16 protein-coding genes and 1 CRISPR repeat array are annotated in these 13987 nt (G+C 37.5%); of the genes, 10 read left to right on the top strand and 6 right to left on the bottom strand.

Going from position 1 to position 13987, the window contains the following annotated elements:
* Positions 1-134: 134 nt before the first annotated feature.
* A CRISPR array of direct repeats spans positions 135-611; the repeat unit is 37 nt; unit sequence ATTGCAATTACAAATAATCCCTATTAGGGATTGAAAC.
* Positions 612-931: 320 nt separating this feature from the next.
* The 3 genes from CK510_RS14900 to CK510_RS14890 all read left to right on the top strand — a co-directional run bounded on the left by CK510_RS14900 (position 932) and on the right by CK510_RS14890 (position 4575).
* Positions 932-3388, top strand: a complete 2457-nt coding sequence (locus CK510_RS14900; protein WP_095722451.1) for an HAD-IC family P-type ATPase — start codon at positions 932-934, stop codon at positions 3386-3388.
* Between the two features lie 5 nt (positions 3389-3393).
* On the top strand, positions 3394-4023 hold the full coding sequence (locus tag CK510_RS14895; protein ID WP_095722450.1) for a hypothetical protein: 630 nt from the start codon (positions 3394-3396) through the stop codon (positions 4021-4023).
* A 174-nt stretch (positions 4024-4197) separates the two neighbouring features.
* Positions 4198-4575 carry a DUF6464 family protein gene (locus CK510_RS14890; RefSeq protein ID WP_095722449.1) on the top strand — a complete coding sequence of 126 codons (378 nt, stop codon included), beginning with the start codon at positions 4198-4200 and terminating at the stop codon, positions 4573-4575.
* 110 nt (positions 4576-4685) lie between these two features.
* Here CK510_RS14890 and CK510_RS14885 read toward each other — a convergent pair whose 3' ends face one another.
* The gene (locus tag CK510_RS14885; RefSeq protein ID WP_095722448.1) at positions 4686-5366 is read right to left on the bottom strand and encodes a class I SAM-dependent methyltransferase; all 681 of its coding nucleotides are present in this window, start codon (positions 5364-5366) and stop codon (positions 4686-4688) included.
* 140 nt (positions 5367-5506) lie between these two features.
* Here CK510_RS14885 and CK510_RS14880 point away from each other — a divergent pair, with 140 nt between their 5' ends.
* Entirely contained in the window at positions 5507-6598 is a 1092-nt protein-coding gene (locus CK510_RS14880; RefSeq protein ID WP_245912161.1) for a tetratricopeptide repeat protein, read from the top strand.
* Between the two features lie 227 nt (positions 6599-6825).
* On the opposite strand, the gene CK510_RS14875 is transcribed toward CK510_RS14880, so the two are convergent.
* Positions 6826-7602: a phosphoribosyltransferase gene (locus CK510_RS14875; protein WP_095722446.1), complete on the bottom strand. Its 777-nt coding sequence runs from the start codon at positions 7600-7602 to the stop codon at positions 6826-6828.
* A 329-nt stretch (positions 7603-7931) separates the two neighbouring features.
* On the opposite strand from CK510_RS14875, the gene CK510_RS14870 reads away from it, so the two are divergent.
* The 4 genes from CK510_RS14870 to CK510_RS32345 all read left to right on the top strand — a co-directional run bounded on the left by CK510_RS14870 (position 7932) and on the right by CK510_RS32345 (position 10838).
* The gene (locus CK510_RS14870) at positions 7932-9203 is read left to right on the top strand and encodes a DUF1186 domain-containing protein (protein WP_095722445.1); all 1272 of its coding nucleotides are present in this window, start codon (positions 7932-7934) and stop codon (positions 9201-9203) included.
* Between the two features lie 342 nt (positions 9204-9545).
* Entirely contained in the window at positions 9546-10052 is a 507-nt protein-coding gene (locus CK510_RS14865; RefSeq protein ID WP_095722444.1) for a GNAT family N-acetyltransferase, read from the top strand.
* A gap of 322 nt (positions 10053-10374) precedes the next feature.
* Positions 10375-10638 carry a type II toxin-antitoxin system RelE/ParE family toxin gene (locus CK510_RS14860; protein WP_095722443.1) on the top strand — a complete coding sequence of 88 codons (264 nt, stop codon included), beginning with the start codon at positions 10375-10377 and terminating at the stop codon, positions 10636-10638.
* A gap of 35 nt (positions 10639-10673) precedes the next feature.
* Positions 10674-10838, top strand: a complete 165-nt coding sequence (locus CK510_RS32345; RefSeq protein ID WP_169927019.1) for a hypothetical protein — start codon at positions 10674-10676, stop codon at positions 10836-10838.
* Between the two features lie 192 nt (positions 10839-11030).
* On the opposite strand, the gene CK510_RS14855 is transcribed toward CK510_RS32345, so the two are convergent.
* The 4 genes from CK510_RS14855 to CK510_RS14840 are packed head-to-tail and all read right to left on the bottom strand — an operon-like array spanning position 11031 to position 13409.
* Positions 11031-12440: an AtzE family amidohydrolase gene (locus CK510_RS14855; protein WP_095722442.1), complete on the bottom strand. Its 1410-nt coding sequence runs from the start codon at positions 12438-12440 to the stop codon at positions 11031-11033.
* Complete coding sequence (locus CK510_RS14850) at positions 12437-12640, bottom strand: DUF4089 domain-containing protein (RefSeq protein WP_245912160.1); 204 nt, start codon at positions 12638-12640, stop codon at positions 12437-12439. Before CK510_RS14850 ends, CK510_RS14855 begins: the two co-directional genes overlap by 4 nt.
* A 5-nt stretch (positions 12641-12645) precedes the next feature.
* Entirely contained in the window at positions 12646-12981 is a 336-nt protein-coding gene (locus tag CK510_RS14845; protein WP_095722441.1) for a DUF952 domain-containing protein, read from the bottom strand.
* An 11-nt stretch (positions 12982-12992) separates the two neighbouring features.
* On the bottom strand, positions 12993-13409 hold the full coding sequence (locus tag CK510_RS14840) for a retroviral-like aspartic protease family protein (RefSeq protein ID WP_095722440.1): 417 nt from the start codon (positions 13407-13409) through the stop codon (positions 12993-12995).
* A 146-nt stretch (positions 13410-13555) separates the two neighbouring features.
* On the opposite strand from CK510_RS14840, the gene CK510_RS34390 reads away from it, so the two are divergent.
* Both CK510_RS34390 and CK510_RS14830 read left to right on the top strand, forming a co-directional pair.
* Positions 13556-13726, top strand: coding sequence for a helix-turn-helix domain-containing protein (locus CK510_RS34390; RefSeq protein WP_373695809.1), 171 nt, complete (start codon positions 13556-13558; stop codon positions 13724-13726).
* A partial coding sequence (locus CK510_RS14830; protein ID WP_373695808.1) for a helix-turn-helix domain-containing protein occupies positions 13669-13987 on the top strand: 319 nt, incomplete at its 3' end. The genes CK510_RS34390 and CK510_RS14830, both read left to right, overlap by 58 nt.

Here is a 13987-nt window from a genome sequence, read left to right as displayed (position 1 = left end):
GCGATCGCAGTTTCTTTGCTTCCTATTTTTTGATTATCATTTTTTTTAATAGGGCAATTTATTTCTTGGTAGTCCCTTAGGTTAGCGTAACTGCACCTTGAAAATTAAATATAGTAAAGCTTCTACAGCGAGCGATTGCAATTACAAATAATCCCTATTAGGGATTGAAACGACTGCTTACGAGGCTGAGTTTAGCCGTGCTGGATTGCAATTACAAATAATCCCTATTAGGGATTGAAACTCAAATTAAAAACCCAGACAGCAAAAGCCCTGCTTATATTGCAATTACAAATAATCCCTATTAGGGATTGAAACGAGCGATCGCGGCTTCCATTATTCGATCTCCTGAGATTGCAATTACAAATAATCCCTATTAGGGATTGAAACCTATATTCCACCAATCCAATAACTCAAACTTGCCATACAAAAATTGCAATTACAAATAATCCCTATTAGGGATTGAAACGAGTTTTAAATGCTTCATTAAAAATATCACTGACTATTGCAATTACAAATAATCCCTATTAGGGATTGAAACTTCGGACTTGCTGGTACGTATGCCCAGGCTATATCGATTGCAATTACAAATAATCCCTATTAGGGATTGAAAGCAGATTAATGACGCAGTACGATCGCACTCACAGAAAGCTCACTAAAAAGCATGTGGCTAAATTTCCGATAAACAAGTAGAAACACTCAGGGCATTTCTTCCGCAAAATCATGATATTACCTATAGGGGAAGCACGAAACCGCCAGCTAGATTAAAACTGAAAGCAGCGAAATTATATTGCCACCAATAAAATAAAACAGATAAAATCCAGACTATTGCGATCGCAAATCACATGAAAGATGGGAACAGGAATAACTTAACTTACGGAATATAGGCTGTATATTAGGCAAGTCGAGACTTCTAATTTACACTTGAATAACTATGGAGCGTCATATTTTCAACGAGCAGGGGTTAACGGAGGAAGAAGCTAAAAAGCGACGTGCAGAGGGTTTGGGCAATAATGTCTGTCTGCAAACGAGTCGCTCTTATGGTCAAATTCTCAACGAAAATATATTTAATTTTATTAATATTGTTTTCTTTGTGATTAGCGCTGTCATGATTCTGCTACGCCGCTATAGTGATGCTTTCCTTGTTGTGGTGATTATTTTTAGCGGTGTTATTATTGCTGTTCTTCAAGAAATTTCGGCAAAGCGCAAATTAGACGAAATCGCTTTACTCAATCGTCCTCAAGCTACTGTGATTCGTGAAGGTAAAAAGCGTGACATTGACCCCAGTGAAATCGTTCAGGGAGATATTCTCGTTGCCACTGTAGGAGACCAAATTTTAGTTGATGGCATTGTTGTTGGGAATGGACGGATTGATATTGATGAGTCATTACTAACTGGGGAATCTGATTTAATCTCTAAAGTAGAAAATGATACACTTTATTCGGGGACTGCCTGCGTAACGGGAAGCGCTTGTTTTGAAGCGACAAAAGTAGGAACGGAAACGGTAGCTTATAAGTTAACTTCTGGTGCTAAGGCTTTTCGCCATGTTCATACACCTTTACAACAAGAAATTAACTTAGTCATTCGGATTTTATTACTACTTGCTTGTTTTTTGTGGATTTTGGTGGGTATTAGCTTTACTAGTCGTTCTTACACTTTAGCGGATATTGTCCAACATGCTGCTGTGGTAGCTGGTTTGGTTCCTAGTGGGTTGTTGATTGCGATTACTTTGGCATATGGAACCGCAGCTGTGAGGATGTTGGGACAGGATGTATTAATTCAACAAGCGAATGCAGTGGAATCACTGAGCCATGTGAATGTACTTTGTTTGGATAAAACAGGGACATTAACGAGTAATCAAATGAGATTACAGCAAATTTATCCAATTGGAATTACAGAGGTAGAACTGCGGCAGAAGTTGGGAGATTATGTAGCAAATACTACTGCACCAAATAAAACTAGTGATGCGATCGCGTCTGTATGTAGTGGTAAAACCCGTTCTGTGAAAGCCGAAATCCTCTTTTCCTCTGCTCGAAAATGGAGTGCGATCGCTTTTGATGATTTTCCCAATACTGGTGTTTATGTTTTAGGCGCACCGGAGATATTAGCAAAATCTGTACCACTTTCGCAAGAGGCTAATATTTTTATTGAGGAAGGATTTAAACAAGGTTTGCGGGTTTTGTTGTTTGCTTATACGGCAGATATTCATGTCATTAGTAACGAATCTGAAAGTGCGATCGTACCTGAGTCGTTGATTCCCTTGGGAATAATCCATTTTAGTGATGAATTACGTCCAAATGTTACGGATACTTTACATACATTTAGGAAAGCGGGAATTAACCTGAAAATCATTTCTGGAGACAATCCAGATACGGTAGCAGCAATAGCAAAACAAGCTGGTTTGAGTGATGATATCCAGTTAGTTTCCGGTTTTGAATTAGCGATAATGGATGATATGCAATTTGCCCAGGTTGCTGATGATTGTACTATTTTTGGACGAATTACACCAGAACAAAAGGCAAGATTAGTCAAGACATTACGGGAACAAGGTAATTATGTTGCCATGATTGGTGATGGGGTAAATGATATTCTTTCCCTCAAACAAGCATCATTGGGAATTGCAATGGAAAGCGGTAGTAAAGCAACTAGAGGTGTCGCTGATATTATCTTACTTAAAGACTCTTTTGCTGCGCTACCATTTGCTTTTTTAGAGGGGCAAAGAATCCGGAATGGGATTAGGGATTCCCTGGCATTATTTATAGTTAGAGTATTTTGTGTTGCCTTATTAATTTTCTCTACGGGAATGGTTGCCGATAGTTTTCCATTAATTAATAAACATAGTGCATTATTAGCAATGTTTGGTGTGGGATTACCAACAGCAGTATTTCCAATTTGGGCAAAAGCTGGAGAAGTTCAAAAACACAAAAGTATGGTGCGTTCTTTGTTACATTTTACAGTACCAGCAACATTAACTATGACTTTAGTTGCACTTTTGGTATATTTACTTTATTTAGTTAGAGCAATCTTGGATTTACCACCAGGCAGGGAATTCAGCGAAGTTGACTATACCCTTCCCCGCACAGCTTTAGTAACAATTTTGGTTTTGTGTCATCTATTTTTATTACCTTTTCTCAAACCTCCAACCAGATTTTGGGTTGGTGCTGAACCTTTGAGTAAAGACTGGAGATATACAATTGCGACTTTAGTATTATTCGTCATATTTATGCTAACTCTTGCGATTCCTCCACTGCGAAATTTCTTTGAATTAGCACCATTAACTTGGCAAGATTGTTTATTTTTAGTGTTAGTTGCATTGGAATGGTGTTTAATTTTGCGAGTTATTTGGCGAACTAAATTTTTCAATCGTTTTTTGGGGATTGATTTAAATTAATTGACATGAATAAGAACATCATCAAAGAAGAAAAAGTGAGTAGCAAAACATCCGAATATCCTGTGGGATTATGGGAAATTATTTTCATTATTATGGGAGCATTGGGATTAGTTGGTACTGCCATGATTGGATTGGGTAGCAAAGTCATAAAAAACATGTTTACACCAACCAGAGTAGAAGCGATCGCACGAAGTCTATTTGATTATCAAATACCTGGAGATTCTCAAGGGATAGTTGGTGTAAATTTCGGTTCTAAGAAAATTGCAATTATTAATAGTCGCAAAACTCCAGCAGAAATCTCACTTTTTATGAGTAAAGCACCTACCGAACAAATCAAAGATGAAGAATCATTAAAGTTAGATATTACACTCCAAGAAATCTATCAAGGTAGTTTTATCCCAACTTCTGAAAAAGTAGAAAACCAAGAATTATGCGGTAAATTAGTTCCCGTTTCTATTCAAGCAGGAAAACATATCCTTGGAGAGCAATCTCTACAACTTGATGCAATTAGATATATGGCAAAAATCACAGATAATGGAATTGAAAGAAGCGTTAATATCATTGCTAATGGAAAAAATGCCCAAGATAAAGCTGCAAAAGTCTTTAAATCCTTAGAATGCAAATTTGAATCATGAAACAAGAATTAATAGTTAGGAGTTATGAATTAGGAGTTAGAAGCGAAATAATGAGGATTTATTAATATACAATTTTTATAGGTTGGGGAGTCACTGCGTTGCGAGGGTAGCGCTAAATACATTTAAGTGTACTTTCAGCAGGGACGATAAGCGTATGAAAGAGGTATAAAGAAGGTGTTGAGAACACTTTTAGTTATTATTATAGGCTTCTTGCCGTCTCTGTTCTCGTTGTGGGTGATTCGTAAAGCCCAATGGCGAACTCGTGCCCGATTGCGACAAGCTGCTTCAAGTTTTGCTGAGGGAAGAAGAATACCGCAATCCCTTAGAACGTTAGAAGGTACTACTCGTTCTACATTGCTACAAGATTCCCTGGGAGAGACACAACGCGATCGCTATTATCTCGAAGGTGTGGGTTATCTGATTGGTGATATTAGCTGCCAGTTTAATGCCCGTTCTGGCTATATTCGCTGTGCTATAAACCCTAGTGGACCTTGTGAAGGTTGTCGTTTTTACGAATCACACAAATCGAATTGTAGCGAAAACAATATTTAAATTTGAATCTATCCTTCTATAGAAATTGATGCACTAATATTTTTCGGTAATAGGTATTTATCTAATTTTTGTCATTGGATTAATCTTAATTTCCTTAATATTTAAACGAGCTAGCTTCGTTTTGCTGTCCAATGTCGATCGGAATTTTGATAAATATCTACGTTTTCTAAACCTGCTTCATCAATTAAAATTTTGACTTCATTAATGCTTAGTGCTGCATGGAGAGAATCACGAAATAATTGTTTTTGATGTAAGTCATATTCCGAGCCAATACTATCAACCAATGCATTGAGTGTTTCCATATTAGCAGGTCTAAATAAATCACGGATAAAAATAGCACCATTCGGCTTCAGAACCCGCTTAATTTCCTCGAAAAAAGTTGATGGTTCGGGTAAATGATGGATTAGACTATTCGATACAATCAAATCAAATTCTCCATCGTGATAAGGTAAATTTTTAACGTCAACTAATTCAAAGCGAATTTGTTCTTGCAAATTAGTTTTTTGATTTGCTGTTTGATTAAGCACCTTTTGAAGGTTTTGTCGAGCAATCTCTAGCATACTTTCAGCCAAATCAACCGCAACAAATTTCCATTTTGGACGCATTTGAGCCATTATGAGTGGAATTCGACCGGGACCAGTGCCCGCATCTAATACTAAAATGGGGTGGTTTGATGCGATCGCGATCGCGTCATTGGCAAATGCAGTGTTTATATCATTAAAATCCATCCCATCATAGGCAACAGATTCTTCCCAAGTGTCCATTACTTCAGGTTCGAGGATTCTGTCCATAGTTTTGTAGTTTTATTAGTGGTTAATGGGTATTGGGGAATTATGAATATCCATATTTTAATATTTTATTCTGCGTGAGAGAAAATTACTTATTATGGGAACAATAGGAGTATCGCAAGATTTATAAGGGAGCATTTAATGTGGAAAGGGAATGGAATGAGGCAAACAATACGGTTCCTTTGCAAATACCGACAACACATATCAAAACGATAAAGCGTAGCACTATTATCCACGAATTTGACCATACTTCATCAACAGAAATACTAATTCCACAAGAACAAGACGATTATTTATCGGATGCATCACAGTTATTAGAGCGAGGAATTCAACAGCAACAAGCAGGTGAATTTGTTGCTGCGACAAAATCTCTACAGGAATCGCTGGCATTATTTCAGGCATTTGGGGATTTGCCACGACAAGCACAAAGCTTTAATAGTTTAGCGCTTGTTGCCTATAATTCAGGTGACTATAAAAGTGCTATCTCATATTCTCAGCAGTGTTTAAATTTAGTTGGGAATACATCAGATTTACGTTTACGATTACAAGCACTTTCCCATATTGGCAATTCATACCGCCATTTAGGAAACCAAGAGCAGGCTATTGAGTATCTTAATAACTGTTTAGATGTAGCCAGTTCCCAGGGAGATAAAAGGAGTCAGGTAGCAGCACTAAATAACTTGGGATTGGTATATAAAGCGCAGGGGGATTTACAAAAAGCGATCGCACTCAAGGAGCAAAGTCTAAAGCTAGTTCGTGAACTCCAAGATAATTGGGGGGAGGAACAGGTTTTAAAAAATTTAGGTAATACTTGGTATACTTTGGGCGATTATACGAAAGCGATCGCATACTATCAAGAATGTATGAAAATCTCTCGCATCCTCAAAAATCACCGTAATGCTGTTCAAGTACTCAAGAATTTAGGTAACGCATTTTACGCTGTAGGAGATTATCAACAAGCAATTCAATACTATGAAGAACGATTACAATTAGCTACTAAAATGGAAGATAACAACACTCAAGAACAATCATTACGCAGCTTGGGTGTTGCCTCTGAAGCTTTAGGAAATTATCCCAATGCAATTAATTATTATGAACAATGCTTAGAATTAGCAAAAGCAATAAAAGACTCGCGTAGGGAACAACAAGTATTATCTAGTCTCAAAGTCGCTTGCTATACCTTAGGTGATTATACCAAAGCAATGAAATATGAGCGGATGATTAATAAGGAATAGAGTGACGTACTCCACACACTCCCTTTCAGGTGAGTGTAGGCTTCTCAGCGACTCTTCTTTGAAGACATTGACTGAGCTTTAAGACCTTTTGCACTTTATTTAATCCGCGTTCCTAAGGGAACACCAATAAATAAATCCTCCAATATTGTAGGGGTGGGGTCTCCCCACCCTTACGTATGATAGGGTTGGTAAATATATGATTTGGAGATTTTATTTTCTGGAAGTCCCTAACTTCTTTGTTGGAGATATGCAAGTGCTTCAGAAGTTTCGACTTGAGGAAATTCTACGTAAAAATTACTGACACTAATAAATGCTTCTGGTGTAGCCAAAACTATAATGCTATTTGGTTGGTAAGGATGTAAAGTGTGAGAATTCTCTGAAGTATCAGAGGCTTCGCGATAAGTGGAGCCTAATGCCAAAGGCATATCGCAATTTTCTAGGGAAGTATCACCACAATTTTCCAACCAAGGAATTAAATTTGGTGGAGCTACCGGGGAACATATGATAATTTGTGCTGGTGCCAGGTTCTTCAATGCCATTGCCGCAACAGCTATTGTCATTCCCGTAGCAATACCGTCATCAACCAAAATCAGCGTTGCACCTTTTGGATTAACCGCTGGACAAAATGGCAGAAATTGTGATTCCAAAGATTTTGCTTTTGCGATCGCAATTTCCATTGCTTCATGACGCTGAATTAAATTTGGTAGAAAGCGAAACATTTTTTGGTCTGCCCACAACACTTTTCCTGAGGCAGTAACCGCACCAATTGCTAATTCTGAGTTTTTGGGGTGACTAATCTTTTTCGCTACCACCACGGTTAGCGGACAGCCCAATAAATCGGCAATCGGAGCCGCAACAGGTAAACCCCCACGGGGTAAAGCGTAAACAATCGGAACCGGATTGACTCCAAATTCCGTAAATTGCCCTTGTAAATAGCTTTGGATAACCTGGGCTAATTTTTTACCAGCTTGAGTTCGATCGATAAAAAGAGGGGCATCTGTCATTGCTCACCACCATTATCTCTAAGATGCCATTGCTTTTATCATGAATGATTTTTGCCCAATTTCACCAAAAAGTTTAAATACGGTAATTATTCTTTTGGGTTGAGTGTCTCTAGTAGGGGCAAACAACCGTTTGCCCTGATTTATATTCCATCCAATGTTTGCCCTGATTTATATTCCATCCAAAAAAGAAGTGCTGTAATTGCATTCTCTATATAGATTTTGGGGTTCTGTTTTCTTGTAGCATTTATAAATTTTTCCGGAATATCTGCAAAAAACTTCAGAAGATTCTGCTATACATGATAGTTGGCTAATATACAAAATGGCTTCAGATGATGAATAACAAAAGTTATCAACAACCCGTAGATAAGCTGTTGACTCTCGGATTAAATACGGGAACACAGCAACATGACTATATTGTTGAATTCGGTTTGACTTCACAGCACATACCCGATTTAATTAGGATGGGGTGCGATCGCGCTTTATTGAATGCTGATTCTGGTAGTCTAGATACATGGGCTGTTATTCATGCTTGGCTTGCATTAGGACAGTTGCGTACAGAGGATACCTTAGCGGAGCTTACCGCAGGTATCACGCCTTTAATCCAATTGTTCCATGAATTGGAAGATAATGATCTAGTCAGCGAAGAGTTTCCTAAGTTTTTTAGTAGTATTGGTACTGTGGCAATTTCTCCGCTTGCTTCTTATTTGGCTGATGAATCCCATAAGTTATTTTCGCGGGTAAATGCGATTAATAGTTTGGAAGAAATTGCCCAGAAGAATGAGAATGCACGAAATGATTGTATTTTAGTGCTGACTCAGCAATTGGAAAATTACAAAAATAATTCTCCTGAACTGAATGGTTTTATTGTTGCTGCGTTGATAAATTTGAAAGGGAAAAGTTCTGCTTCTGCGATTAAATTGGCATTTGCAGAAAACCAAGTTGCGGAAGATATTGTCGGTAGTTGGGAAGAAGTTAAAGAAAGCTTGGGTATTACTTCTGATGATGAGTTACAGAAGTTACAAGTCGATGCTTCAGAGGAAGTTATTGAGGTTGTAACATTTGCTATGCCAATGATAGAAATTCCAGTACCAATTTCTGCGGTTGATATTGAGACAGAAGCAAGAGTGAATTTTCCTGACATGAGATTGACAAGTGATTCAAATACCTCAAATAATTCCAGTGTTGAAATTAATACTGTTGAGGAATTGCCAATTGAGATACAAGATGTTATGGAAGTAAGTACAGACAATAGCGAAGAAGCGAATATTATTAATCATAGTTCATCAATTATAGAAGAAGTTTTAGAAGAAAATACTTCAAACTTTGATGTTATGCATGAAGTTGAAATGACGGTAGAGGAAGTAGAAGCAGAGGTTAATGTTGTGGAAGGAATAGGCAATTTACCAACCACAGATATCAATGATAATACTTCGACGACAGAAATTAGAGAAGACGCAAATTTTGTTGATACGAAATTAATAGAATTGAAAGAGAAAGAGGGAATTAGAGGTTTTGGAAAAGTTGGTAATATAAAAGACAAGGATAAGGATAAAGACAAGTCAAAGCAAAAGAAAAAGAAACGTAACTTTGTTGATTTGTAATTATCTGATGTTCAATCTCATTTTAATAAACTTATTTGAATAAAGCCTTCTTGATTCTTTAAAGAAGGGTAGATTTTATTACCATAAAGCACCTCAACTAAGATTGTGTATTTTCTCAAATCATATCGGTTCTTCCGTAGGTGTTATGCTCAACCTTAAACAATAATTCGGAATTTTCCTTTAATAGCAAGGCTTTTGGGCAGTTTTAATATTGATTTTATTCCAAAGGCTCAAATTCCAAGATTAAAAGCTATCTTTCTTGCCCAGCAAGGAATTTGAGCTATTTATAAGCGTTTTTAGCATAACAAGTAATGAAGAACCATCATATCTGAATTTAAAAGTATGAAAATCCGTGCTGAAAATCCCCAAGACTATTCGCAAATAGCTAAAGTGAATACGCTGGCATTTGGAAGAGAAAATGAAGCTAATTTAATTACAGAAATTCGTAATTCTAACTTTTATATTCCCGAACTTTCTTTAGTAGTTGAAATTGATAATACTGTAATTGCTCATATTATGTTCAGTTATATTCATCTAATAGGAGAAGAAAGATTACGAGTATTGAGTTTAGCTCCTGTCGCTGTGATTCCTGAGTTTCAGAAACAAGGTATTGGGAGTGCTTTAATTAGAAATGGTTTGGAAAAATCGGATGCAATGGGTGAAGTTTTAGCAATTGTTTTGGGTTATCCGTTGTTTTACAATCGCTTTGGTTTTGTACCATCAGTTATTTATGGTATTCAATCTCCCTTTAATGTTCCAGAAGATGTTTTTATGGTGAAAACTTTTAAAAATTTTCAACAAAATTATTATGGTGAAGTTGCTTATCCTCCGGCTTTTTTGCGAGTTTAAATCATTTTTGCAGTCAAACCGAACAAAGTAAGTGGAATATTTGATTTATCGCTAGTAGGTAAATAATTAAATTAGAGCTTCTATCCGCAAGCAAAAATGAATTATGCATTAGTATTTCGTCCACAAGTACGCGACGAATTAGATGAAACATTCAATTGGTATGAGAGTATGTTTGAAAAGTCGGACAAGGTATAAATTGTCATTCTGAGTGGAGTCTTACGGAACGTACGCGCTACGCGTTGCCGCAGGCTAGAATCTTGGTTTCATGCGTATATTGAGATGCTGAGTCCCAAGGGGACACGCTACGCGAACGTGCCTCAGCATGACATTTCGGGGTACTTTTCAAACATCCTCTGAAAGTCAACAATTAGGACTTGGTGATGAATTTTTAGATTGTGTTGACGAAACACTAAATCTTATTTGTCTACTTCCAGAAGCATATTCTGTTGTTTATCGTGATATTAGACGAGCAGTTGTAAAACGTTTTCCCTACGTTATCTACTATCGAATTGTATCGAGTCGAATAATTGTTACAGCAATTTTTCATGGCAGCAGAAATCCAAAAGAATGGCAAAAGCGAAGGTAAAAACACAGAATCTAAAATAGGCGATCGCATTACACATGACAGAAACAAAACCAAAAAAATTACCTTTTTTGGAATCTATTTGTTGGCAAATAGCAGATGTTTATAAATTAACGCAAGAAGAAATGTTAAGCAGCTACGAACGTGGTTGGCGATATCGCGTGGGTTCTATTGTGGAGCAGGCAAGATGCCTGCTAAACTAGATTAACGGGCAAGATGCCCATTCCACAAGAAATGTATTTTATTAATTGCTATTTGTTAAAGACTATTTTGGGTTTTCGCGTGGGTTAAGAAACCCGGTTTCAAGGTTTTATCGTTCTAATTGGAGATGTTTCGTTGGGCAGAAACCGGGTTTCTACAGGTTTCTGTAAAATAAAAAATATTATATTGATAAACTAATTCTCAGCAATAGAAGCAGAAATTACACCCATTTTCTCTAATAATCCAGCAACTTGTAAAATCTTTGCTTCATTATAAGGTGCTGCGATGATTTGTACACCCAAAGGTAAAGTATTTTCTGTTTGAATTGGAACCGATAAAACAGGTAAACCAATAAATGATAATGGTTGGGTAAATTGTCCTAAATATGGACGCACGAGAATTTCTTCAGCATCCAAAACCATTGTTTGTTGTCCAATGAAAGGTGCTGTAATTGGCGTTGTTGGAGCAATAATTACATCAACATTGGTAAAAATTTCCCTAACCTTATCCCGATACCATCTTCTAAAACGCTGCGCTTGAATATACCATTGACTGGGAATTAAAGCACCAGCCAAAAAGCGATCGCGTGTTGCTGGATCGAAATCTTGGGAGCGATCGCGCAATTTATCAAAATGTAAATTAGCTCCTTCTACGGCAGTAATTACAAACGCAGCAGCACGGGCACGATGGGCTTCAGGTATGGTAATGTGATTTTTGACGTTTAACGCATTTGCGACTTTTTGCACCGCTTCTAATGCTTCCAGTTCAGCTTTCTGTGCAAAATAATCACCTGCGATCGCAATTTTAATTCCATCAATGTGGTTGAGAGATGCGAAATTTCTCGTCTCTACAATTGGGCGTGTTGTGCAAATTGGATCGCGTTCGTCATAACCTTGTAAAATATCGAATGCGATCGCAGTATCTTCTACGGAACGAGCAAATGTGCCAATGTGATCGAAACTGCTGGAGAATAATGCGACACCAGCACGGGATAATCTGCCATAGGTGGGTTTGAAACCGTAGACACCACACAACGCAGCAGGAACGCGAATCGAACCGTTGGTATCGGAACCGAGTGTGAGGGGAACCAATCCCGCAGCAACGGCAGCAGCAGAACCCCCAGATGAACCTCCAGCGACTCGGTTGATGTCGTGGGGGTTGTGAGTAGCTCCGTAGTGGGAATTCTCTGTAACAAATCCGTATGCGTACTCGTCCATATTCAACGCACCAACGAGAATTGCACCAGCTTGTTTTAATTTTGCGATCGCAGTTGCATCTTGGGTTGCGATCGGGTTTTCTGCGTTAATTTTTGCCCCTGCAAGTGTGGTTAAACCTTGGATATCGAAGAGATTTTTGACAGCAAAGGGAACTCCAGCAAGTAAACCGGGATTTTTGCCTGCTGCGATTTCTGTATCTATTCTTTCTGCGTCGAGTAAAGCGGTTTCAGTTGCGATCGCGGTAAAGCAATTTAATTGTTTGTTTTGTGCTTGGATGTGTTCTAAAGTCGTGCGAATAACTTGCAGTGCGGAGATTTTACCCGTTTGAACTGCTTGTGCGATCGCTTTTGCGTTAGCTATATCTAAATTGTTGATATCTAAATTCATGGTTCAAAAATTGGTGCAACTTCAATTTCTTCTGGTAATTCAAAATCATTTACCAATTTTGCAATATTTTTAATCTTCTCAAAATTAGCTACAACCCCATCTTTATATTCTTCCCGTAAGTTCAAATCTACCAATAAAGCCATTTGCTCTACATAGATTTTTAAATCGATTTGTTGATTTTCGATTTTTTTATTTTCCATCTTTTTCAAATATCCCCAGGTAAATTAAATAAACCTTCTGCATCTGCTTCAAAATCAATCAAGTGATATACTGCATCCACATTTAGTTCACCATAAATATGTGGAAATAAGTCATTATCAGCAGATTCATATTTGATTTCAGCTTTAACTTTACTTTCATCAATATATAAAAGCATTAAACCAGTTTGATTTTTAAAGAATTTATTAGCTGTTCTGATGAGTTGCGATCGCGTTGAACAATGAATAAATCCTTCACTGTTTAGAGAATCAGCGCGATAGTGTCCCGCAAGTTTTGCATTTTCCCATTCTACCCGTTGGGTAATGTGATGAATCGTATTCATAATCGTTATTCCTATATTCTAAATACTGGATAGTTGGGATGTTTGGGATTAGGAATTAAACATTGATTTTTGCAATCTACTAATAAATCTAACGTTTTTAAAACAGTTTGACCGATTAAAACCTCATTTCCGGTAACTAAAGCTGCTTCTATTGTTTCTCTTTCTTGTATTTCAATAATTAAAGCTTCTGTTAATCCAATTTCTTCTTCTCTACCATCTGCATATTGTGCAGTTTGTTGACCACGAATTCTTAATCCCAGTTCTTGAACTATAGTCATTGGTAGAACCATTTTTACAGCACCAGTATCTACAAGTGCTTCTGTTTCAACTACGCGAAGTTGGTTTGGATTTAATAAACCATGACTAACTAAAGTTTCGTCAACTGCATTGGTTAAACCTCGTCCATTTTGAGAACTGGAGTTTTCCACGAAAATATATTATTGTGAATTTAGGGGTGTAGTTGAGAGTGAAGTAGTGATGCTTAAAGTAGAATGCGATTGCTCTCCATCAGAGTACCTCAATACTGAGAGAAGAAGCGTTGAAAGCAAATCATGCTCGTAGCCGTGAGCGTTTGATGGCTCTGTACGAGGTATCTAATGGAAAAAGTGCGACACAGGTAGGTAGAGAAACAGGACGTAACCCTCAAACAGTAATGGAGTGGGTACATCGTTACAATCAAGCAGGTATATCCGCACTGGAATATCAGCACACAGGTGGTCATCCCCCCTTTTTTCCCCAGAGATAAAGCAAGCAATCAATTCTGAGATTCGTCAAGCTTTAGAACGGGCAGCAACACCACCCCAACAAAGACAACAGAACCAAACACACTCATCCCGTTGGACATTAAAGCGTTTAGTTGCTTGGATTAACAATCAATTCAACCTAAAATGTTGCCGTGAGTCAGTACGTAAAACTCTCAAAGACCTAGGATTTTCGTGGAAAAAAGCACGTAAACTACTAAACAAAGCGAATACCAAAAAACGTGCAGAGTATCTTGAAAAACTCT

It is taken from the genome of Brunnivagina elsteri CCALA 953 (genome assembly GCF_002289455.1).
GTDB lineage: Bacteria > Cyanobacteriota > Cyanobacteriia > Cyanobacteriales > Nostocaceae > Brunnivagina > Brunnivagina elsteri.
Note: the sequence above shows the minus strand (reverse complement) of the source record. Positions and strands in the feature narration are given on the sequence as shown.

Coding starts and splice junctions, on each gene's coding strand:
- CK510_RS32345 (WP_169927019.1), top strand. CDS start 10,674: ATGACAGAAACAAAACCAAAAAAATTACCTTTTTTGGAATCTATTTGT.
- CK510_RS14860 (WP_095722443.1), top strand. CDS start 10,375: ATGACATTTCGGGGTACTTTTCAAACATCCTCTGAAAGTCAACAATTA.
- CK510_RS14895 (WP_095722450.1), top strand. CDS start 3,394: ATGAATAAGAACATCATCAAAGAAGAAAAAGTGAGTAGCAAAACATCC.
- CK510_RS14900 (WP_095722451.1), top strand. CDS start 932: ATGGAGCGTCATATTTTCAACGAGCAGGGGTTAACGGAGGAAGAAGCT.
- CK510_RS14845 (WP_095722441.1), bottom strand. CDS start 12,981: ATGAATACGATTCATCACATTACCCAACGGGTAGAATGGGAAAATGCA.
- CK510_RS14870 (WP_095722445.1), top strand. CDS start 7,932: ATGATGAATAACAAAAGTTATCAACAACCCGTAGATAAGCTGTTGACT.
- CK510_RS14885 (WP_095722448.1), bottom strand. CDS start 5,366: ATGGACAGAATCCTCGAACCTGAAGTAATGGACACTTGGGAAGAATCT.
- CK510_RS14865 (WP_095722444.1), top strand. CDS start 9,546: ATGAAAATCCGTGCTGAAAATCCCCAAGACTATTCGCAAATAGCTAAA.
- CK510_RS34390 (WP_373695809.1), top strand. CDS start 13,556: ATGGCTCTGTACGAGGTATCTAATGGAAAAAGTGCGACACAGGTAGGT.
- CK510_RS14875 (WP_095722446.1), bottom strand. CDS start 7,602: ATGACAGATGCCCCTCTTTTTATCGATCGAACTCAAGCTGGTAAAAAA.
- CK510_RS14855 (WP_095722442.1), bottom strand. CDS start 12,440: ATGAATTTAGATATCAACAATTTAGATATAGCTAACGCAAAAGCGATC.
- CK510_RS14850 (WP_245912160.1), bottom strand. CDS start 12,640: ATGGAAAATAAAAAAATCGAAAATCAACAAATCGATTTAAAAATCTAT.